This window comes from Streptomyces sp. NPDC014882 (assembly GCF_043081325.1).
In the GTDB taxonomy this organism is placed as follows: Bacteria; Actinomycetota; Actinomycetes; order Streptomycetales; family Streptomycetaceae; genus Streptomyces.
Genome location: NZ_JBIBWL010000007.1, coordinates 357,777 through 377,874, shown reverse-complemented (window position 1 = coordinate 377,874; position 20,098 = coordinate 357,777). Strand labels below are relative to the sequence as shown.

At 70.1% G+C, this 20,098-nt stretch carries 21 protein-coding genes; 7 read left to right on the top strand and 14 right to left on the bottom strand.

Features of this window, described 5'->3' with window-relative positions; translation table 11 throughout:
- Positions 1–425: 425 nt before the first annotated feature.
- Positions 426–770 carry a hypothetical protein gene (locus ACF09K_RS19460; protein ID WP_392245075.1) on the bottom strand — a complete coding sequence of 115 codons (345 nt, stop codon included), beginning with the start codon at positions 768–770 and terminating at the stop codon, positions 426–428.
- A gap of 450 nt (positions 771–1,220) precedes the next feature.
- Between ACF09K_RS19460 and ACF09K_RS19455 the strand changes: the two genes are divergently transcribed.
- The 3 genes from ACF09K_RS19455 (at position 1,221) to ACF09K_RS19445 (ending at position 2,779) form a co-directional block, all read left to right on the top strand.
- The gene (locus tag ACF09K_RS19455) at positions 1,221–1,574 is read left to right on the top strand and encodes a DUF317 domain-containing protein (protein ID WP_392245074.1); all 354 of its coding nucleotides are present in this window, start codon (positions 1,221–1,223) and stop codon (positions 1,572–1,574) included.
- 92 nt (positions 1,575–1,666) lie between these two features.
- Positions 1,667–1,957 carry a hypothetical protein gene (locus ACF09K_RS19450; RefSeq protein WP_392245072.1) on the top strand — a complete coding sequence of 97 codons (291 nt, stop codon included), beginning with the start codon at positions 1,667–1,669 and terminating at the stop codon, positions 1,955–1,957.
- Between the two features lie 15 nt (positions 1,958–1,972).
- The gene (locus ACF09K_RS19445; protein ID WP_392245071.1) at positions 1,973–2,779 is read left to right on the top strand and encodes a DUF317 domain-containing protein; all 807 of its coding nucleotides are present in this window, start codon (positions 1,973–1,975) and stop codon (positions 2,777–2,779) included.
- A 158-nt stretch (positions 2,780–2,937) separates the two neighbouring features.
- Here the strand turns inward: ACF09K_RS19445 and ACF09K_RS19440 are convergent, their stop codons facing one another.
- The 9 genes from ACF09K_RS19440 to ACF09K_RS19400 form a co-directional block, all read right to left on the bottom strand.
- Positions 2,938–3,633, bottom strand: a complete 696-nt coding sequence (locus tag ACF09K_RS19440; RefSeq protein WP_392245070.1) for a hypothetical protein — start codon at positions 3,631–3,633, stop codon at positions 2,938–2,940.
- A 79-nt stretch (positions 3,634–3,712) separates the two neighbouring features.
- Complete coding sequence (locus tag ACF09K_RS19435; RefSeq protein WP_363087838.1) at positions 3,713–4,153, bottom strand: hypothetical protein; 441 nt, start codon at positions 4,151–4,153, stop codon at positions 3,713–3,715.
- 138 nt (positions 4,154–4,291) lie between these two features.
- Entirely contained in the window at positions 4,292–6,025 is a 1,734-nt protein-coding gene (locus tag ACF09K_RS19430) for a relaxase/mobilization nuclease domain-containing protein (RefSeq protein WP_392245068.1), read from the bottom strand.
- Complete coding sequence (locus ACF09K_RS19425; RefSeq protein WP_392245066.1) at positions 6,022–6,648, bottom strand: plasmid mobilization protein; 627 nt, start codon at positions 6,646–6,648, stop codon at positions 6,022–6,024. Before ACF09K_RS19425 ends, ACF09K_RS19430 begins: the two co-directional genes overlap by 4 nt.
- A 277-nt stretch (positions 6,649–6,925) precedes the next feature.
- On the bottom strand, positions 6,926–7,117 hold the full coding sequence (locus tag ACF09K_RS19420) for a hypothetical protein (RefSeq protein WP_030422103.1): 192 nt from the start codon (positions 7,115–7,117) through the stop codon (positions 6,926–6,928).
- A complete protein-coding gene (locus tag ACF09K_RS19415) occupies positions 7,114–8,709 on the bottom strand; it encodes a hypothetical protein (protein ID WP_392245065.1) in 1,596 nt (531 codons plus the stop codon). Before ACF09K_RS19415 ends, ACF09K_RS19420 begins: the two co-directional genes overlap by 4 nt.
- A complete protein-coding gene (locus tag ACF09K_RS19410; protein WP_392245064.1) occupies positions 8,706–9,341 on the bottom strand; it encodes a WhiB family transcriptional regulator in 636 nt (211 codons plus the stop codon). The genes ACF09K_RS19415 and ACF09K_RS19410 overlap by 4 nt, the downstream gene beginning before the upstream one ends.
- Positions 9,342–9,506: 165 nt before the next feature.
- On the bottom strand, positions 9,507–10,223 hold the full coding sequence (locus ACF09K_RS19405) for a hypothetical protein (RefSeq protein ID WP_392245062.1): 717 nt from the start codon (positions 10,221–10,223) through the stop codon (positions 9,507–9,509).
- Between the two features lie 2 nt (positions 10,224–10,225).
- Positions 10,226–11,134 (bottom strand): helix-turn-helix domain-containing protein, encoded by a 909-nt coding sequence (locus tag ACF09K_RS19400; protein ID WP_392245060.1) that lies wholly within the window; start codon positions 11,132–11,134, stop codon positions 10,226–10,228.
- Positions 11,135–11,812: 678 nt separating this feature from the next.
- On the opposite strand from ACF09K_RS19400, the gene ACF09K_RS19395 reads away from it, so the two are divergent.
- From ACF09K_RS19395 to ACF09K_RS19380, 4 genes are all read left to right on the top strand, one after another.
- Positions 11,813–12,265, top strand: a complete 453-nt coding sequence (locus ACF09K_RS19395; RefSeq protein ID WP_392245058.1) for a helix-turn-helix domain-containing protein — start codon at positions 11,813–11,815, stop codon at positions 12,263–12,265.
- Between the two features lie 179 nt (positions 12,266–12,444).
- Entirely contained in the window at positions 12,445–12,999 is a 555-nt protein-coding gene (locus ACF09K_RS19390) for a secondary metabolite protein (protein ID WP_363087847.1), read from the top strand.
- Entirely contained in the window at positions 12,996–14,195 is a 1,200-nt protein-coding gene (locus ACF09K_RS19385) for an MAB_1171c family putative transporter (protein WP_392245056.1), read from the top strand. Before ACF09K_RS19390 ends, ACF09K_RS19385 begins: the two co-directional genes overlap by 4 nt.
- Entirely contained in the window at positions 14,185–14,778 is a 594-nt protein-coding gene (locus ACF09K_RS19380) for a hypothetical protein (RefSeq protein WP_392245054.1), read from the top strand. The genes ACF09K_RS19385 and ACF09K_RS19380 overlap by 11 nt, the downstream gene beginning before the upstream one ends.
- Before the next feature lie 148 nt (positions 14,779–14,926).
- Here ACF09K_RS19380 and ACF09K_RS19375 read toward each other — a convergent pair whose 3' ends face one another.
- From ACF09K_RS19375 to ACF09K_RS19360, 4 genes are read right to left on the bottom strand one after another with little or no spacing between them, the layout of a single operon-like run.
- On the bottom strand, positions 14,927–15,868 hold the full coding sequence (locus ACF09K_RS19375) for an NUDIX domain-containing protein (RefSeq protein ID WP_392245053.1): 942 nt from the start codon (positions 15,866–15,868) through the stop codon (positions 14,927–14,929).
- Entirely contained in the window at positions 15,861–18,209 is a 2,349-nt protein-coding gene (gene fxlM / locus ACF09K_RS19370) for a methyltransferase, FxLD system (protein ID WP_392245051.1), read from the bottom strand. Before fxlM ends, ACF09K_RS19375 begins: the two co-directional genes overlap by 8 nt.
- Positions 18,210–18,240: 31 nt before the next feature.
- Complete coding sequence (locus ACF09K_RS19365; protein ID WP_392245049.1) at positions 18,241–19,623, bottom strand: phosphotransferase; 1,383 nt, start codon at positions 19,621–19,623, stop codon at positions 18,241–18,243.
- Complete coding sequence (locus ACF09K_RS19360; RefSeq protein WP_392245047.1) at positions 19,620–20,096, bottom strand: hypothetical protein; 477 nt, start codon at positions 20,094–20,096, stop codon at positions 19,620–19,622. The genes ACF09K_RS19365 and ACF09K_RS19360 overlap by 4 nt, the downstream gene beginning before the upstream one ends.
- Positions 20,097–20,098 lie beyond the last annotated feature (2 nt).

The window sequence follows — 20,098 nt, the reverse complement described above, 5'->3', positions numbered from 1 at the left end:
CGCCATCGAACGATCCTCTTCCGTCGGCTGTGGCCCTGACCCTATCGAGCGGCCTCAGATCACGGCACAGCCGCACTTGCGGGACAGCCCTTAGGGGCTGGTCTTCCCGTACGCGCACGTTTCGTGATCGCACGTGCAGTGCGATCATGGGGCAGGGTGGGTGGGTTCGGCTGAAACCGTTGTCCAAGCTCGATCTTCGTGCGCTGCACCATCGCGGCATCGGAGGCTGAGCGTGACGTCTGGGCTGGTCATCGTTGCTCCCCGTAGTTGTCGGTGGCTGACCAGACGCGCTGCTAGAAAACTGTTCATGAGGAGGGCTGCATCACGTCTGATGCACTCGAAAGAGTGAACAGGCTGACCGGCCCGCTTCAGGTCGGTGGATGGTTGGCCACCGTACTGAGATTTGGCCACCGAATCACCGCGGGTCAGCGGTAGTCGACAGGGTCCGCTCGCGGGGCTGGTTCGAAAAGGGCGATCTTCTCGGTCAGAGTCTCCCGCAACTCCCGCTCGGAGATCGGCATGACCACAGCCTGGAGCAGTGGGTCGTCGGGCTGCCCGAGAGCGACGTCCACGGCGCGCTTGACGCGCGCCAGTGTGTCCAAGCCGGCCCAGCCCTCAGGCTCGTCGAGCCTCAGCGCGCACAGGGCCATGCCGTAGCGGACGATCTCTCGGCCGTCCATGACGTCAAGTCGGCGGGCACGCTCGGCCCGCGCCATGACCTGGGCCACGATGGCGGGCTGGAGCTCCAACTGCCACAAGGAGAGGGTCAATGGCCGGGCCGGACCGAGCTCGTCCTCAGTCGTCGACGCTGCGCACACCGCGTTGACGAGCCGATGCCCGAGCTCCACCAGGTCGGTGGGGTAGGGCACGGTGATAGTGAGGGTCGCGGGAACCAGCGTCCAGCGTGGATCGTGGGGATCGATCTCAGGAGTCGCATCGCCGAGCTTACGAGGCTTGGGAGCCCTCAGAACGGCGAACCGAGCCGACGCCCAAAGAGCGGGTCGCGGACCTGCGAAATCTCACGACTGCTTCATAAGTGCAGCCGATATGAAGAGAGGCCGTGAGACTGTGCAGCCGAACTTGAGATCCGACAAGGGGGGAGAACGAGCAGTTCGCCGGGGGCAGACAGGGAAGATCGCGGAAGGACTGGCCAACGTGCGCGAGAGCATGTCAACGTAGACGATCTCGCAAGAAACCCCAGGTCAGAGAGGTGATAGCCCGTGACCGTAGCCCCCGTGGGTCCCGCTTTCTCCACCACCGTCGAAGCGCTCCGACTACGGCAGTGGCAGCTCGGTCCCGGCCAGCCAACCCTGGTCATGGACCAGTTCTCCGCCGAGGACTTCCACCTGGTCGTCGATGACCGTGCGGACGTACACGTCAGCAGCAAGGACGGCCGCTTCTACCTCGGCTGGTTCCCGCTCGGCCGTCCCGGCACGGACCGCGAAGGTTGGAAGATCGCGGTCACCGGCACCGCCAAAATGCCCGGTTACCAAGTCTCCTTCGACGTCGAGACGCCGGCCGACATCGTTGCCGCAGCCGTAGCCCGCGTACTGGAGACCTCACGCCTCCTCTGACCTTGCGAGGACTGCCCGCTCGCAAGCCGCCGGCCGAACCGAGCGCCGGCCGCTCTCCCTTCCCTCGTTCTCTCGCCCCAAGGAGGATGCTCGTGACGTCTTCGGAAATGACCGTCGCCGACCTCATCGAACTGCTCGCAGCCTGCGACCCAAGTGCTCCGGTGCGCCAGGCCATGAACCCCTTCTTTCCTATGGCCCATCGCTTGGCACAGGTCCTGCAATCGGTCGACGAGACCGGCCGGACCGTCGTCTACCTCGCCGAAGGACGCGAGGAGGACGCACAGCTCGGTCACCTGCCGCCCGAAGTTGCCATCGAGTTGACGTGGCAGGGCCCCGTCCAGGCGCCCCCGCGCCGCCCTCGCCGCCGCGCCGGCGGCAACTAGAAACGCACCGAGCCTTTGGAGGCGCCCCTGTACTCCCACCTTCAGCCCGACCCGTCGGCCCCACTCGCGTTCTGGGTCGGCCCCCGCCACCTGGCAGGTGACGACGGGCGCCCGTACAACGCCGTCGCCGACGCTCTTGCGGGCCTGGGCTGGACAAGCCTGACGATCGTCCGCGGACGGCATGAGCCGGACGAGGCGGAGCAGGACCGCCAGGTCCTGCGCAGCACCGTCCTGCACATCAGCCCCGACGGCCTGCGCTGGGCCCAGTGGTGCTTGGCCGATGAGCCGTTCCACCTGGGTGAACTGCCGATCGCCTGGCAGATCTCCGCCCGTGACGAGGCGACCAGCCTCGCTGGTTGGTCGGCCTACTTCACCCGCGACGTCCCCGGCGAGGCCGTTGCCGACTTCCTCCTCGCCCTCGACGCCCACGAACAGCCCACCGTGCCTCTGGCTGGTACCGAGGTCGTCCTGGACGCCGTCGCCGCCCAGGGATGGTTCCGCGACATCGACCAGCCCCAAGCCGCGGCGATGGATCCGACGGGCGCCTCGCATATCAGCCTCGGCGAGGTGCCACCCCTCATCCAGGACGGCGACCCGCGCGTCCTGGTCACCGAAGTTGACGAGGTGGGCCCGGCCGGATGGCAGGCATGGTCCGAGCCCGTGCTCGGCGCGCCCTACCTGTGGGTGGCCTCGTTCGCCGCCGGCGTGCCGCACGATCTCGTCGCCGTCTTCGCCACCTCCCTCAGCTCGACCGCACCGGTCCTGCGCCGGGTGCTGCCCGAAGCCACCCAGGAGCGTCTCCTGCGCGCGCCGGCCACCTGACCGTCTCGCCGCTCCGAAACGAAAGAAGCCCGGCTCCCTCCCTGGTGGAGGGCGCCGGGCCTTCTTGCTTCCCGGGCACCGTCGTCCCATCTGCCCCGTAAACCACTGCTGCCTCCGACCTTCCCGGGTCGGAGGCAGCAGTGGTTTACGGGTGCAGATCAAGGCGTTGCGGTGGCCTTGGCGAGGGCCCGATCGAGGTGGCGGTCGACGAGGGGCGGAGAGCCGGAGACGACGAGCAGCAGGCTGCCGTCGCGGATCGCGGTCTGCTTGAGGACCGTGCTTCGTCCCCCGGCGGTGAACGTCAGGAGCTGGCTCCACTGCTCATCACCGCGGTCCTGGGGTGCGGGCAGCTTCTGCGTGGCGATGTCGATCGGAGCGCTGCCCGCGAGGACCTGATAGTTAGGGCAGGCGGTCATGGCGTCGAAGATCCGGTTGGTGCCGTCGGACAGCTTCGTCGGGCTGTCGCTGTAGAGCTCCTCGGAGATCTCCGAGGAGCTGCCGCCGTAGGTGAAGTCGGCCTTCGCCTTGTTCGGGAAGGTGAGCGTGCCGCCGGTCGCCGCGTCGCCGCCCAGCTTGCTCAGCGCGGGGCAACCGAGGACGGTGACATCGTCGTGCTGAGCCGCGCGCTGCGGCTTGGGCAGGTAGCCGCTGCCGAGGTCAGCCTCCGTGAGCAGGCGGGACGCCAACGCGGCCGAGGTAAGCGTGGCCGGTTCGCGGTGAGCGTCGGCCGGCCTACCGGTTCGGCTGGAGGAGGCGGTCTGCTGGTCGGCTCCGTAGGTCTTGGGGGAGCAGGCGGGCAGGGCGAGGAGGGCGGCGGTGAGGCCGAGGGCGGTGATGGCGACGCGAACGCGCATGACGGAACTGACCCCGCGGTGCTAGGTGACGGGTGGTCAGTGCGGGCCCGGGGACCCGGTGGGGTCGTAGGGGCGGTGGTCAGTGCCCGAGGTGGCGCAGGCAGTCCTCGAACGTTTCGTGCGTCGCGTCCGCCGGTCCGCTGTTGCGGTTGTACCAAGCGGTGTCCAGGCGTGTCTCCCGCTGCTGGTGGCCGGCCCTGCATCGCAGCCAGATCTGGTCGCGGGTGGAGAGGATGAGCCAGTCCCGGTATGCCCCGCACTCGGCACAGGCGGTCATCTCGCCATCGACGACCAGGGGCTGCTTCCAGGGCATCATCTTGCCCTCGACCTGATCGTGGCTCGGCACGCGCAGCTCCGGCGGAAGGAAGCCCGGTGCCGCAGCGGTCGGCTCGTCGCTCTGCGGTGCGTCCGTCGGCGCCCCGTTCCACGGCGGCATCTGGTGGTGTCGTGCGACCAGCTCGGCGAGCTGCCGCTCCACTTCGCTCGGCCCCTTGGCCCGGCGGCGTATTCGGTGAAACATCCTGGCGTCCTCCTCTGCCTCGTCACCTCGTCCTGCGCGCTTCATGATCGTGCCCCACGCCCCCGCTGGCTTCAATTCACAAGGTCCACAGTCTCCTCCGACCAGGTCAGCAGGGGTGCTTGGGTGCATCGAGCGGGCCTAACGGCCCGGGCGGGCGGCGTCTTCGCCGCTCCGTCGCTTGCCGGGCGCGGGGCGGCTCGTCGCCGTCCCGCGCTTCGTGGACCGGGTGGTTGTGGTGCCGGTCTCGGGCAGACGGGAGGCGTCGGCGGGCAGGTTTGCGGCTCGCCGCATCCGCCACACGAGCACGTCGCTGAGGGACTCCGCGGTGCCGAGTTCACGCCCAGCGGCAACCTCGGGGAGCAGAGCGGCCGGGTCGTAGCCGGCGGCATCGACTTCCGCGACGGTGGCGGCCAGGGCGTACCAGCCGGGCTCCGCGAGGATCTGCTCGGCCAGATCCGGCAGGGCCTCGCGCAGCAGCGCGGTCTGGTGCTGGAGCATCGGCCGGCTCAGGCGCCGACCGCGCTCGTAGAGAACCCCGAGGGGCTGCGCGGCGGCGGCCTGGTAGGCGGCGCGCAGGTGATGAGCGGCTCGGGTGGCGGCCTCGGCCTGCTGGGCATGGCCCTTGCGAGCATGCCAGTGCGCGGCGGCCGTGATCAGGAAGAACAGCATGTCGATCGCCATCGCCGTGGTGGCTCCGTCCTCACCGCGGCCGAGCGCCGGGCCGCCTTGGACGAGCTCGCGAGCGGCCTGCCGTAGAGCGCGATCGTGGCCCCGTACGGCACGGACGTGGGACCGCGAGGCTCGCTCAAAAGCTGTTGCCGCGTCGCGAAGTTGGCGGCGGGTGTGGGCGGCGGACGTCTTCGCGAGGGCGTCCAGGACCTCACCGGCCGCGGCGATGTGGGCGGCGGCGACCGCGTCCTCGTCGTGCTCGAAGACGAGCACGGCCTGCCACACGGCCGAGGCCGTTCCGCGGCGTGCAGCGGCCGGACCGTCCGGCCCCGGACGGATCGCGTCGTCCTTGGGGGTAGCCGGGGCGTCGGCGGACCAGCGTTCGCGGATGCGGGGCAGCGACAGATCGGGAGCCAGACGGGCGCCAGGGTAGAAGACCGGCTCGCCGTCCTTGTTCAGGTCGTCGGGTAGCGCGACCTTGTATCCGAGCAGGTCGCCGGAGGGTGCGGCGCGCTTTCGGATCAGGAGGCCGGCGGCGGCGAGCCGGTCGAAGAACTCCTCATCGCTGCGCGCGCCGCTCACCGCGCGTCGTACGGCTTCGCGCAGTTCCTCGCGGGCGGTGCGCTCGCGGCCCTGCCGCTCGGCCTTGTGGCGTTCGGCGCTGGTGGGACGCTTCGCTGCGGTGCCGTCGCCGGGGGCGACCTGGTGGAGGCCGAGTTCCTTCTCGATGAGGCGGGCTTCGGCCTGGGCGCGGGCGCCGGAGCGAAAATCGTCGGGGCGATGGCCGTCCTCGGTGACGAGGGTGGCGACGATGTGGATGTGGTCGTCGGCGTGGCGCACGGCGGCCCAGCGGCAGCCGGACTGTCCCTCACCCGGGTCAATGCCCGTGGCGGCGACGATGCGACGGGCGATGCCGGCCCATTCCTCGTCGGTCAGGATCCGGTCGCCCGGGTCGGCTCGTACAGAGGTGTGCCAGACGTGCTTGGCCGGGCGGGCGTGCTTGGCCAGGGCCATCATCGGCTGGTCCAGGAGCCGCTGGAGGTCGGTGAGGGTGGCGTTTGGGTCGCGGCCGGGGTCCGGGGACATGCCGTCGAAGGAGGCGACGAGGTGAGGGTCCGTGTGGTCCTCGTGCTTGCCGGTGTCGTAGAGGTAGTAGAGGAGACCTCGGGTGTCCGCTCCCGACGGGTTGACGCTTGGAATCATGAGCCGTGGTGCTCGATCAGACGGGTGGCGGCCTGATGGGCGGTGTCGGCGGCACGCCGTACGGCGGCGATGGCCGCTTCGAGGTGAGGAACGTCCACGCCGGAGTTGAGCGCCTTGACTGCCTGGTTGAGGTTGCTGCCGGCCCAGCCGAGCCGACGCCGGCTGTCGAACAGGGCGGTGATCACCTCGCGTTCGTCGGCGATCTCTGCGCTGGTACGGCTGAGGTCGCGGGCGGCGGCGAGCGCGGAACGGGCGAGGAACCCTGCGACGGACAGATTGCACTGGGCGGCGGCGGACTTGATCAGGGCGTACTCGTCTTCGTTGAATCGTGCGTTGGGCTGGTGCAGGCGCTTCTTCTCGGGCGACTGACGCGGACGCTGACGGGCGCGAGGAGCGCGCTGTCGGGGTGCGCGCGGCTCAGTCGGCTTCTCCTCCTGCCCCGGCTTCGATCCGCCCTCGGTCGAAGCCCGAAGGACCTGCGCCCCCCGGTGCGGGTCCTCTCCCGCCCCCTCGGGGGCGGGTTCGGCGGAAGCTACGCTTCCGCCCCAACTTGCTCGCCCTGGTACCGAGTTGCTGTCGCGATCAGGTTCCGGGGCGGTGCCGTACATGCGGGCGTTCGTCATCGAGATTCGGGCCTCTTGGAGCGGGGGGAGTGGTGGGTGGTTGCCGCCGGCGCGGTGACGTGAACCGGCCCGTCAGGGCGGTCCTGGACGAGCCACTGCCCGGTCGGTGTACGCAGCGCGCGGACGACGTCCGCCCAGGCATCGGCCTCGGCCACGGTGGGCTCGGAAGAACGGGGTGGACGTGGAGTCACGGCATGCCTTCTGAGCAGGGGCGGTGGCCCGGCGCGGAGCCGGGCCACCTGCGCTGGTAGGGGCCTTGAGCTGGCGGCCTTCAGGGTCAGCCGCACTCGGGGCAGCGCCCGACGTGGCTGTTGAGCGCGCGGGCCATCCGCTGTTTCGCCGAGGCGGCCTGCTTCGCGCTGGACTTCGCCGCCGGCCGGCCAGCGTGTCGTTCGGAGTGAGCGAGCATGAAGCCGATCTCTCGCTCGTACTCGGCCCGGACGGTGTTGAATTGGTGGCAGGTCTTCATCGGGAGGTGCTCCTCGTCGTGGTGATGTCCGTGTTCCGCAGCTCCTGAAGGACCACCCCGAGGCGGTCGTTGCCGACTCCCGTGAGGCCCTGGCGGCGGATGATCTCGCGCAGCTGCACTCGGGTGATCGCTCCGTTGCCGTCTCGTTCGAGCAGGGCGGGCACGTGGGGGCGCACCTCGTGGACGAGCTGGCGCTCGGGCTCGCCCAGCTCGCGTGCCGGGCGCTCCGTCTTGGGAGAGCGGGGCCGGGCGCGCTTGTTCTTCGTCGTCCGGCTGGTCCGCGTCGTCTTCCGGCGGAGAGGGACCTTGTGTCCGCGGTCCTGGGTGGTGTCGGTCCCGGACTCGGGGGTGGTCGGTCCGCGGTCCTGGGTGGTGTCGGTCCCGGACTCGGGGGTGGTCGGTCCGCGGTCCTCGGTGCTCTCGGTCCCGGACTTCGCGACGTCAAGTCCCTGGTGGGAACTTCGGCCCTGAGCTGCTATTTCGCTCGCATTACGCTCGGTCTCAGTGACTTCTGCAGCGGTCCTTTGGACCGCACCGTCTGCCTGCTGCTTGGCCTCCCTCGGCACTCCTGTCTGGGCGCCCCTGGTCCCTGCGCGGACCGCTTCTTCCGGAGCTGCATCGTTGGGGACCGGTCCCCGCGCAGTCCTCGGTCCTCGCTTCGGGACCGGCCTATCGGAGTCATCAGGATCGGAGCCGGGGACCGGAAGGTCCGGGACCAGCTCTGGGGGGACGATGGCCGCCGACGCACTGCTGTGCGCCGAAGACCAGGGAGAAGGAAGCGGGACCGTGGCGAGCGCGAGCGCGTGTCGACGGGCGGCGAGTTGATCAAGCAGCTGTGCCCGCTGGAGGGGGTCGGTCCCGACCGAGGCCCTGCCCACCGCCTTCGACAGGCGTCGAGTCAGACGCCGGCCACGACGGTTTCGCTGCTGCTCGGGTGTGCGCTCGGCGAGGCGGGCGGCGAGGGTGACGGCGCGGGCGGTGGCTCGGTCCCGGGTGATCTGTGCGGCGTCGCGGTCTCGCGCGGCGATGCCCAGACGGGAGAGCAGCCGTTCGCGTACTTCCCGACCCAGGACGGCGACGAGCCCGCTGGAGGCGGCATCGGGGGTGCGCAGGCGCAGCTCGATGCCCATGGCCAGGTGCCACAGCATCGCGGCCATCACGGGGCCGACGAAGGCGCGGACTGTGCCGCCGATGGGGCCGCTCTCGGCGTAGGCGGGGATCACCTGCACCGTGGTGATCACCCAGACCAGCGTGCCCGGCAGTCCGGGGGCGCCCTGGACGGCGAGGTTCTGCCGTGCCATCAGCGCGGTCGCGAAGAGCGCGAGTTCGGCGGCGGCGAACATCCCGGCGCGCTCGGCGGTGCCGGCCATGTCCAGGTAGTCGGCGGCGAAGCGCCAACTCGTGTCAGCGCTGTACGCGGTGCAACCCAGCGCGGCGATGGCGGCGACCTTGACAGCGGGGCTGCCGAGACGTTTCTGCGTTCGAGTTCCCCGGCGTCGGATGGTCCAGGCGGTCAACAGGAGCGCGAGGGTGGCGGGCACGACGGCGGCGAGGAGGAGCGGGAGGTCCGAAGCGGCACCGAAGTGGGTCATGCTGCCTTTCCGAGAGAGGCGGCCGTCGAAGTCGACGCCGCCGGGTGGGCTGCCGGCTGCTGAGCGCTGGGAGCTGCGGGCGCAGGCGTGTTCTTGGAGGTCTTCTTCCGCTTCTTCTTGAAGCGGGGGATGCCGTAGTTGCGGTCGCGGTCGAGGACCTTGTTGGCGGCCTGGCGCAGCAGGTCACGGGCGTGCTTAGGGCTGATCTGCAAGGCTGCGGCAAGACGGTCGGGCAGCCAGCCCCGGACGTAGGCGTGGTCGATGGCAACCTGCCGCTCAGCCTCGGTCAGGTGCACGTCACGGCCCTGGAAGAAGGCGATCACGCGGCGGTGGTCCAGGCGTCGATGCAGGTTGTCGTGCAGGGGACGCCGTTCGGCTTCGGTGAGGCCGCCCCAGACACCCTCTTTGAGGACGTTCTCCAGGGCGTAGTCCAGGCATTCACGGCGGACGGGGCACCAGCCGCACAGCTCCTTCGCCTCCGCGATCTCCTCGTGGTCGCGAGGGCCGGGGAAGAAGACGGCGTCGGCGTCCTCGACGTCCATGCCGTGGCACGCTCCGCGGGTGTGCCAGCTGGTGTCTCCAATGCCGCGCAGGCCGGTGGCCGGAGCGTCGTGGGTGGTGATGTGGCGCAAGGCGGGTCTCCGATGTGCTGCCGCGTCGGCAGGCCGAGGCGGTGCTCGGCGGGGCGCGGCGTGGGTCCGGCTGCGGGGCGCAGTGGGTGTGCGCCCGGCAGCCGAAGCGGGACGGTGATGTCGCGAGGCGGCGCAGCAGCGGGCTGCAGGCGCCGGGTCAGCGGATCAGGCCAGGGCGGGCTGCTGAGCCTGCTCGGTGCTCTGGGCCTGCTGGGCGGCGGCGAGATCGAGGCGGCCGGGGTGTGGAGTGGCACGTGGAGTGATGGCGCGTACTCCGTCGTTGGGGCTGATCCGTCGGCGTCGGCACGGTTCGCCGGGCTGGGCCAGGCACCACTCGCACCGCACGCTCAGGGCATCGGGCAGCCCCTGCTCGACCGCGGCCTCCCGGGCTGCGCGCGCGGGCCGGAAGGGTGCGAGAGCTGCACGAGCGGCGGGCGGAATGGGGGATCCGATCGCCTTCAGCCGCGCCTTCAGTGCCGGGTCCATCCCGTCGCGAGCGCTGGTGATCGCGAGGGCCTGTGCGGGCTGGGCGGTGCCGGCGGCGACGGCGCGGCGGTTGCCGACCAGCTCGGCGGTGTAGGCGGCCTGGTCGTCCGGGTTGGCCGTGGGCGTGGGGTCGGAGTGCCGAGCCAGTCGCTCGCGCCGGTAGCTCTCCCAGGGCCGGCCCACGTCCGCCGGGAGGATCGCATACGGCGAGGTGCGGTAGTGGTGGCGGGCGACGGCCAGGGCGTCCCAGCCGTGCGGGGTGGCCATCGGCACGTCCCCGAGTAGATGGTGCCACTGGGCGAGCTGTTCGCGGGCCTCGCCTTCGTCGGTGCGGGTGGTGCGGGGGTCCAGGCGGCCGATGTAGGCCAGCAGGGCGGCGATTTCGCGGCGGTCCACGGTCAGCCCTCCGTTCCGGTCGGCTCGTCCAGGGCGCGGAGTAGGGCAGCCTGGTGGGCTTCGGTGCGGGTCATGCCGTGCGGCGGGCGGTGGCTGTTGTCAGGCACGGCGTGCAGTCCGCGCCGGGCCGGAGGGTGCTCGCGGGTGATCCAGGCCCGCCAGTCAGTGGACCAGGCTCCGGCGGAGCGAGGCGTCCAGTCGGAGCGGTGCAGGCGCCACTTCGCGTCGGCAGCCTTCAGCCCTTCCTCGCCGAGGCGGTCGAGGTGTCCCTGCTGGCGGGCCCAGGCGTGGGTTGCTGGGTCGACCTGCCACTCGCCAGCCGGGACGACGGCCGCACCGCTACTGCTGTACCTCCGGTTCAAATCACGTTCACTAGGGTTCTGGGGGTTGGAATCCGTACCGTGAGGGGTTCGGATTCCTGCCCTTCGACGGGTCGGATTCCGTCGCGAGGATGTGGAATCCGACCCGGTCGGATTCCTGCGCGAGGGGTCGGAATCCGCGCTCCGCCGGGGCCAGATTCCGTACCGCTGCAACCCCTTCTCGGCGTCGGCGTCCAGGTCCGGAACGGGGTCGGAGTCCGTCGGGGGCTCGACGTAGGCGTCGGGGTCCTCGTGGCGCACGGCTGCGACCTTGGCCAGCCAGGAGGCCGCTCGGGGCAGGCGGTACACCGAGCTTCGCTTGGGGCCCTGCAGGTGTCCGCGCTCCACCAGCTCGCCGCTCTTGTCCAGCGCGGCCAGAGCGTCGCGAACGGCGGTGCGACTGGCGTTCGTCCGCTTCATCAGGTCGGCTACGGAGGCCCAGACCACGCAGCGCTCGTCGGGAACGCGATCCGCGACCGCCAGGAGGACCAGTCGCGCGGTGCCCCTACTGGAGCTGTAGTTGAAGACCCATTCACGTACGTCCTTGCTCATCGGCCGCCCCGATCGAGCGAGCGGTGGTGGCCGCGCACCAGACCGGCGCCGGTAGACCCGGTGCGTGGGCTGGAGGGTGCTGCGGCCAGGGTGGCTGCCGCGCGGACAGGCCGGACGGGCCTTTTGCGCAGGGCGGGACCCATGTAAGAATCTCCTTTGGTGTTGCCACGCTGAGACGCCCCGTGGAAGGGATCAGCGTGGTGATGGTGGCGATCACCGCCCTTGCACGGGCGGTACAGCCGTTAGCGTCCGGCGTCCGGGAGTTGCACCTCTCGGGCGCCGCCGCTGTATCAGGACCTATCCGGTCCGAAGTTTCTGCACGTCACAGCTCTCTGTTCGCGTCGGTCGGGCTTCTGGCCGACTGGGGACGACGAACATACGCACGGCTTGGCGTCAAGGTCCAGAGTTGGCTCTTAAACCCTGTAGAAGTCGCGGGAGCAGGCGCGACGGCGATGGAGCGATCATGGGCGGATTCCCTGGCGGGTGCGTCTGGCGTGAGGTCGGCGCGACCCTTCCTGGGCCTCACCAGCAGCTCAACACTTCAGTGAAGCTGTGATCGGAAACCTACGCCACAGTGATCCCTTCTTGTCAATACTGAAGTGAAGCACCTTGGATGTTGGCCCCTGAGGCTGCACTGCAGTACAGTCCGGGGCTCAGCGTGCAGATGGGAGGAGTCGGATGGTGGAGTCCAGCGAACCGGTGGGGGCGCCAAGCGGCGCGGCCGGCGCTCGGCGCTCTTTGGCCGACAAGCTCAACCACCTCTTCGAGACCAAGAAGAACCCTGCGACCGGCAGGCCCTACACCAATGCCGAGGTGGCCAGGGCGACCTCCATGTCGGAGAGCGCGATCAGTCAGCTCCGGAGCGGGGCCAAGCCCAACCCCACCCTCACGACGGTGGAGAAGCTCGCCGGCCACTTCCATGTGAAGGCGCAGTACTTCTTCTCGGACTATGACGCCGAAGAAGCCGAGAAGGTGCGCGCCACCATGGAACTGATCGAGGCGGTGGCCGACAGTGAGGTCCGCGGACTAGCGCTTCGCGCCAACGGCCTCTCGGCGGACAGCCTCAAGATGATCACTGACGTGATCAACCAGGCGCGTCGCTGGGAAGGGCTCGACAAGCCTGCTCCGTGACGTGACCCTTCTCACCCACTGGGCGGATTTGGCCTATATGCCTTCTAGGTCCTTCAAGATCACATTGAGGGGCCGTCTTGTCGTGTGCAAAGCTCCGCTGGAACCACGCGGAATGATGAGTTCCGGTTAGTGCAGGCCGCGCCAGCGCCGACTCGGGGGCTACAGCAAGGATCTCGTCCATGTTCAATCGGCGTTTCGCGCGCAAAGAGGCGCAGCTGAGGCGACTCTGTGAGGAGCAACTGCGAGGGATCGAGATATCGGATCCTGATGCGGTGGATGAAATATGCCGACAGCTCGCCATCAAGCGGGGCCGTCCGCTTTACCTCCACGAACTTCCTGAAACTGGCGGGGCGAACGCCCCCTGTGGAATGGTCCTGTCATTCGACCACGGGGATTACGTGTTCCACGTGGCGGCAACCAGTGAACGGCATCGCGCGCAGATCGTGCGTCATGAGCTGGCCCATCTCCTCCTCGGACACGCCGGGACCAACGAGAGCGTTGTGAAAGCGCTGCTGGGCGTCCTCCCGGACGGGGTGGATCCTGCGGCCGTTCTCTCGGCCCTGGGCCGGACAAGCTACGACAGCGAGAGCGAGTACGACGCCGAGATGGCCGCCTCCTGCCTCGGAGAAATCTTCCGCGACCTCGCCCACTCCGGCCGCGAACACGGCCGCTCCGGTTTGGTCTCGCGGCTCGACGACGCACTGGTCCACCCGCGGAGGAACCGCCGATCATGACCACACCGACCATCATCGCCGGCATCCTCTGGCTGGTGGCTCTCTGGCGGCTGCCCGCGATCCGGAACTCCCACAAGCAGCGGAGCCTGGCGCTGACCCTGGTAGCCCTCGCGGCTGCAATGACCTTCGAGGTGCCCCAGGTCAAGGAGATGGTCGATGCCGTCGTGGGGGCCGAGGCCAGGCTGTCACCGCTACTGAAGCACCTGCTCGGTGTCACCTCGGCGGCCTACCTGCTCGACTTCGTCATTGCGGTTGTCCGACCACAGGGCCTGGCGCGCCGTACGCGGCTGGTGGCCGCGGGCGTGACCCTGCCCCTCATGCTCACCTTCTACGCCTTGGCGAACTGGACTCCCGACGGACCGGTCCGGCTCGGTGAAGGCCGCGGGGCCCTCTTCCCCGTTCTCTACATGACCGTCTTCACGCTGTACATCGGCATCGCGATGGTCGTAGCCACATGGCTGTTTCTCGGCGGGGTCCGCCACAGTCGGACCTTCCTCGGGAAGGCCGGCCTCGGCTTCCTGGGCCTGGGAACTCTGCTCGGAAGCCTCTACGCCCTCCAGCGCATCGTCTTCGTGACGATTCAGCTCAGCTCCGGAACCCAGTACCCGGGCCTGGCGAATTCGCTGTCCACGACGCTCAAGCAGGCCACGGTCCTATCGGTCGCGGTCGGCGTGTGCCTTCCTCCGCTCTCCGTTGCCGTGGAGTACATCGCTGCGGCGATCACCCTGCACAAGTTGCGCCCCCTCTGGGTTCAGCTCACGGAGGCGGCCCCGCACGTGGTACTGACGACCTCCGTACGCAGGAGGCGCATCCCCTTCCGGCTTGAGCGTTGCGTCATCGAGATCGAAGACGCCTGCTTGGCGCTTCGGGAGTACGTGTCGGTCGACCTTTACACGTCGGCGCAGAAGTTCGTCCTTCACCGAGCTGTCCACCCGCAGCATGCTGATGCGGTCGTGGAAGCCTGTTGGCTACGGGTGGCCGTCCAGTCCTCTCGGAATGGCGAGCGCCTACGAGGTGTGGAATACCCGCCTCTAGGCGTTACCGGACGGGACAGGGAAAGCGAGCTGTCGTGGCTGCGCCTCCTTTCCCATGCGTACTTCTCCTCACCAGTCGCTGCAGAATTCGCCCGGAAAGAACAACCGTCCAATACCCCTGCGCAGGGTAATTCGGAGGGATCTCCTCACAATGACCACTGACGTTCGCCCCCACGAGTCACTGCTGGCCCGACGGATCACTGACTGGCTTGAACCGAAGAACTGGATCATCGCCGTCACCCTGCTCGTGGGTTGGCACACCGCGCACTGGACGGGAGTGGCCTGGGGAGTCGTCGGTGCCCTGTTCGCAGCCGTCATCCCGATCACCTTCATCAAGTACGGCATCCGCAAGGGCCACTGGGGCGATCGTCACGTCGGCGCGAAGCCAGCCCGACTCGTCGTGATGGCCGTCATCCTGCTCTCGGTAGCTACCGGCATCGTCCTGATGCTCGTTGCAGGAGCGCCGCGAACGATGGTCGCGCTCATCGTCTCGATGCTGGTGACCCTGGCGATCCTCGCCGCGATCACCTTCGCCTGGAAGATCTCTGTTCACCAAGCCGTATCCGCGGGCGCGTGCGCGATGCTCGTGCAGACCTACGGCCCATGGATGGCGCTCGGCTTCCTCCTGGTCATCGTCGTCGGCTGGTCCCGTGTCGAACTGCGCGACCACACCCGCAACCAGGTGATCGCCGGCACAATCCTCGGCACCATCGTGGCTGCAGCCGTCTTCCATCTCGCTAGCTGACCCGCTCCCCGGTTGGCGACTTCACGCATGAACGAGTCCGGAAGCCGCCATGCCGGACGGACGGTCTCTCCGTTCGTCTTGGACCCGCTGGAGACCGGGTGCTCGCATTTCCGCCGGGGTGGGAGCGGTCGCGTGGTGGGCCTCGATTTCAGAGCACCTGACCCGTTCCGGGACGCGGAGTCTGGGTTAGGGGCTTGCCGGTGATGAGGTACGTGGGCCCGTCGCCCGTGCGGGCGCGTTCGACGGCCGCCAGGCGGGCGTAGGGCACTTCGCCCATCAGCTCCCGCCACTGGACGAGGTCATGGATGGCGTGCAGGTCGTGTTCGGCCGGGTCAAGGCGGATGGCGCGCAGCTGGTGGGGGGTGAGGCGTCCGCCGTCGAAGACGAACCCGACCTTGCCCATCGGCCAGTGCGGTCCGGGCAGGAGGTAATGGGTCAGGAGCAGGCGAGGCTCACCGTGGCCGAGGTCGAGTCCTGTCTCCTCGGCGGCCTCGCGACGTGCGGTCTGCAGCGGATCCTCGCCGGCGTCGGTGTTGCCGCCGGGGAACTGCCACAGCCGGTTGCCGTAGATCGAGCGCAGTTGAACGGGGCGGTCGTGAGTGTCGCGGACGTACAGGCAGCCGTAGACGGTGTGATGGGGAACCGTCTTGACGTAATCGGCCCCGGACATAGGCAGCGGGCGTCCCGGGCGTCCTGGGCGGTGGTCGAAGGGGATCGCCAGGACGCCCAGGTGTTCCTGCTCGGGCGAGTAGATGGTGCGCAGAGTTTGCAGGAGTTCGTCGGCGCTGGCATCGGCGTCGATGCGGCGGAGGTCCTGGGCGCGGAGCAACTCTGCGAAGGAGGCGTGTAGCGCGGGGGGTCCGGCGATGACGTCGAGCTGCCGGTCACTGCCGCGGTCGTGGAAGACCAGGGTGTCTCCTTCGGCGATGGCCTGCCTGCGGGATGCGGCGGTGCGCACCTCGATCGTTTTGTGGCCGGCCTCCACCTGGGCGTAGTAGCGGGGGAGCAGGTGCATGTGGTGCTCCCGCCGCGGCTGGTGCGGGGTGGGCTGAGGAAGAGGCGTGGGGGCGGACTGGGCGCTGTCAGACACGGTCGCCTCCGGCGAGCGCGGCGGTCTGGGGCTGCTGGGCAAGGGGCGGGGTCGGCCACTGGAAGACGAGGCGGGAGGCGGTCTTGTCCACGACGACGCCGTCGGCGGGGAGGTCGTGGTCGGGGGTGGTGGCCGGGTGGACGGTCATCGGGGGGTATCCGGTGGGGCGGATGTGCTGGTCCCAATCCCGCACGCACTGGGCCAGGCGTTCCGCCATCGCGGGTCCGGCCGGTCCGTGCGACCAGACCACGAACTCGTGCCGGGACTCCTGCGGCGTGGCGCCCTGGCGGCGGGGGACGCAGGTCAGGTAGGCCAGGGACCCCTCGGCCACGAGTGCCGGCAGGTGCTCGGCGCCGGCGGCGAGCAGTGGGGTGTCGGTGGCGCGGTCACAGGTGAGAGCGCAGGCGCCGGGCAAGGTGGTGGTGGCGTAGACCTGCAGGGTGTCGTACGGGCTCTTGCCCGGGAGCAGCACGCCGGTGGGCAGTTCGTGCCGCTCGGCGTGGAGAGCTTCCTCCAGTCCTTCGCTCTGGGGCGGGGGGCCGTCGTGGACGTGCACCTGCATCCGCCCGTCCGCCAACATGAGCACCGGGCTGGGACGGGTAGCGACACCGCGGTCACGGACGAATCCGCACACCGTCCAGCCCCGTGCGTGCAATACGTCGCCGCGCCGCTGGAGCGTGACGGCGCGCGTGTAGCCGTGGATCGACAGCGGCAGCACCAGGTGGCCGCCCTCGGCGAGCTGGGCGCGCCAGGCGGGGGCGACGTCCCAGCAGTTGTAGGTGATCATGCTGCCGTCGAAGCCACCGCGCGGTACGAGGTGGGCCGGGGCGCCGAGGGCCGCGTCGCCTTCGACGACGCTGACAGCTCCGCTGCCGGCCTCCGCGTTGAAGGCCCGGGTACGGCGTACGACCCACGGGTCGATGTCGACGCTGACCACGCGTCCTCCGGCTCCGGCGGCGTGGGCGATCAGCTCGGCGTTGTACCCGCCGGAGCCTGCCTCGAAGACGCTCGCGCCCGGCGTCAGGCGCAGGCTCTCGACCATGTCGGCCTGCAGCCACGCCGCGGAGACCGAGCTGATGGCCGTCCCGGTCTCGTTGCGTCGGGTGACGACGGCCCGGTCGCCGCCGTCGTACGCGTCCGCCAGGCTCACTTCCGGGGCGAACCGATGGCGGGGCACGGTCCGCAGCGCGTCGCGGACGGGTTCGGAGGGGGCCCAGCCGCCGTCGATCACCGTCTGGGCCATCTCCTGGCGCAGCCGGGCGGCCTCTTCCGGCTCACCGGGCACGGGCGGCCGCTCGGCGGCGAGCGGGTAGGACACCACCGATGGCAGGTCCGGGATGACGCCAGGCCACACGCTGTCGAGCGCGAGCGCGGCCGGGACGAAGACGTCCCCGACACGGGCGAGAGCGTGCAGGTCGAAGAACTCCCAGCGGTCGAACTTGTCCGCCTCCGCGTTGGTCAGGGTCCCCGTCCACGCGGTGATGCGGATGACGGCCGTTAGCCTGGGGATCCCGTGGCTGTCGTCGACCAGCATCGTCACCACGTGCGCATCGCTCAGGTTGGCGACCAGTCCTGTCTCCTCGGCGAGTTCGCGCACCGCGGCGGCGGCGAAGCCCTCCGGGCCGGTGGTCTTGCCGCCCGGCAGCTCGAGCATGCCGCGCGTCGACCGGCCGAGCAGGACCCGGCCGCCGTCGTCGGTGACGACGGCGAGAGCGCCGGTCAGAGCATGACCGGTGGTCGGTCGCTTCTCGACCGCCCGGGTAGCGAGCGGGCGTGGCCCGCGCAGCACCAGGAAGGCCAGACCGTCCGCGTCCCGCCGCTCCACCGTCTCCCATCCCGCACCGAGCAGCGTGATCTCGTCCTCGTCCAAGGCGATCCCGCGCCGCTCCGCGGGGGTGTTCTCGACGGTCGGGGTGATGACGACGAGCGCGCCGCCCTTCCGCAGCCGCCGGCTCAGCTCGTGAACGAGCCGGTTGCGGTCCCGCACGAACGGATACGCCAGCCGCATCGTGATCAGGTCGTACCCGTCCTCGTGCAGCGGGGCCGGGTCGTCGCGTTCGATATCCAGCCGCAGCCAGCGCACGCCCTCGATGCCGGCGTGCTCCTCGCGGGCCCGGGCGACCGCGCTGTCCGCGAAGTCGACCGCGTCCACGGTGTAGCCGGCCCTGGCCAGGTGGGCGGCCAACTCCCCCGTGCCGCAGCCCACCTCCAGCGCCCGGCCGCCGCCCTCGGGTACCGGGACGTGCTCCGCAAGGAGGTGCCGTTCGCGCTCACCGAGCCGCCGCCACCCCTTCCCCTCGCCGTAGTGCTGCTCCCACTCGCCGCGCTCTGTGTACGTCAACGTGCTGCTCCTCGTGTCGGTCGGGTGGGGATCAGGGGCGCTGCGGGTTGCGCAGCCGGGCCAGGGTGTGCCGTCCGCGCTCGACCAGCTCGGGGTCACCGTGGGTGGTGCCGTAGGCGATGCCGGAGACGGCGTCGAGGACGGACAGGACCGTGAACTGGGCCTCCTCTGCCGGGGTGAAGGGGCGGCCGTAACCGTCCATCACGGCCTGGAAGAGGTCGAGCCGACCGTGCCAGGCGTCGGAGAGCCGTACGAAGTCCCGCACGGCCGGGCCGCCTTCGGCCCGTTCGAAGTCGATGACGTAGAGGACGTCGGCCCTCTCGTCCCAGCGCAGATTGCGGAGCTGGAAGTCCCCGTGCGTCGGCACGCTCTCCACGGGGGACAGGCCGGCGGCCCTCTCGGCGGTGGCGCGGATGAACTCCTCGTCGCCGGGCGCGAGATGAGGCAAGGCGCCGGCCAGGTGCCGCTCCACCTTGCCCAGCTGCAGGGTGTCGGCGGCCGGCCGGGGCGGGGTGCTGTGGTGGATGGCCGCCGCGAGCTGCCCGATGCGGTGGAAGATCCGGCGCTGCTGCTCGGGCGAGTGGACGGCGCCGTGCAGGGTGCGGCCGCCCACCGCGGTGAGCACGACGGCCCGCACCGCGGGGTCGGCGGTCACCAGCCGGGGTGCGGCCGCACCGAGGCCGGGGACCCAGCTGCGCAGGGCGTTGACTTCGCGATGGTGGAAGCGGTCGTTCTGGTGGATCTTGAGATACCACTCGCCGCCCTCGGCGCCGACCGCCCGCCATTCGCGGCTCTCCTCCCGAGCCCAGGACACGTCCGTCCACGCGGTGATCCGCCCTACCGCCTGCTCGGCGAACGTGCGCACCGCCCGCTCCGGGACCGTGCCGCGCGTGGCAGGGTCTGGCACCAGGACCAGCCGGTCGACGGACCGGTCGTAGGCGATCGGGTCGCCGGGCTCCTGGAAGTGCACGGCCATCCGCGCGCCGGCCCGGTAGGCATCCAGCCCGGCCCGGCAGTACGCCACCATCGGCTCCGGCAGGGCGTCGAAGGAGAACCACCCCATGGCGTCGCACACCTGGTGCTCCCTGACCTCCGGGGTGCCCTCCCACCGCCGCACCTCGAAGAACATCCCGACCCTGGCGTCGCCGCCAGGGGCGCGGTGGTGCACGGTGACGGCCGCCCGGACATCAGCCGGGTCGATGACGACACCGGACTCCTCCTCGGCCTCGCGCACCAGAGCGGTGACCATGTCCTCCCACGGGCCGTCCAGGTGCCCGGAGACGAGATGCCAGCAGCCGGCCGCGTACACGTCACCAGCCCGCCGGGACAGCAGCACCTCCGGCCCCGATGCGCCGTCGCGTACGGCGATCAGGTGGACGTCGAGCGGCTCGGAGTGCCGCCGGGCGCCGCTCACGCCGTACCGCCGGGGCGGCGCGCGAGCAGCACGGTGAACACCGCGTCCTCCGTCAGGACGCCGCCGCCGGCCTGGTCCTGGAGCAGCCGGAGAGCGGCGGCCTCGAACTCGGGGTGGCGGCCGGCGAACAGGGCGGGGCGAGCGAAGCTGGTGGTGTGCAGGTAGCCGATGACGTTCTCGGGCGCCCAGGTGCGGGAGACGGGGAAGCGGTGCTCGGTCACCTCGCTGAACGCCGAGTCGGTCAGGTCGTCCTCGTAGGAGCGGCCCGGCCCGTCGTAGGTGCCGCGGGTGCCCGCGCGGCGGTCTTCGCCGAGGCAGCTCTGGATCAGCTCCCGTAGGGCGACTGTCCAGTCGGCCTCGTGGGTCCAGAGGCTGCCGTCGCCCATGATCGCCATGACCGCGTGGGGTGCGGCGATCCGGTCGGCCATGGACAAGACTTCCGGGCGGGCCATCCAGTTGGTCGGCGCGCTCACCC

Coding starts and splice junctions, on each gene's coding strand:
- ACF09K_RS19440 (WP_392245070.1), bottom strand. CDS start 3,633: ATGCGCGTTCGCGTCGCCATCACCGCCCTCGGCCTCACCGCCGCCCTC.
- ACF09K_RS19435 (WP_363087838.1), bottom strand. CDS start 4,153: ATGTTTCACCGAATACGCCGCCGGGCCAAGGGGCCGAGCGAAGTGGAG.
- ACF09K_RS19430 (WP_392245068.1), bottom strand. CDS start 6,025: ATGATTCCAAGCGTCAACCCGTCGGGAGCGGACACCCGAGGTCTCCTC.
- ACF09K_RS19425 (WP_392245066.1), bottom strand. CDS start 6,648: ATGACGAACGCCCGCATGTACGGCACCGCCCCGGAACCTGATCGCGAC.
- ACF09K_RS19420 (WP_030422103.1), bottom strand. CDS start 7,117: ATGAAGACCTGCCACCAATTCAACACCGTCCGGGCCGAGTACGAGCGA.
- ACF09K_RS19415 (WP_392245065.1), bottom strand. CDS start 8,709: ATGACCCACTTCGGTGCCGCTTCGGACCTCCCGCTCCTCCTCGCCGCC.
- ACF09K_RS19400 (WP_392245060.1), bottom strand. CDS start 11,134: ATGAGCAAGGACGTACGTGAATGGGTCTTCAACTACAGCTCCAGTAGG.
- ACF09K_RS19395 (WP_392245058.1), top strand. CDS start 11,813: ATGGTGGAGTCCAGCGAACCGGTGGGGGCGCCAAGCGGCGCGGCCGGC.
- ACF09K_RS19390 (WP_363087847.1), top strand. CDS start 12,445: ATGTTCAATCGGCGTTTCGCGCGCAAAGAGGCGCAGCTGAGGCGACTC.
- ACF09K_RS19385 (WP_392245056.1), top strand. CDS start 12,996: ATGACCACACCGACCATCATCGCCGGCATCCTCTGGCTGGTGGCTCTC.
- ACF09K_RS19380 (WP_392245054.1), top strand. CDS start 14,185: ATGACCACTGACGTTCGCCCCCACGAGTCACTGCTGGCCCGACGGATC.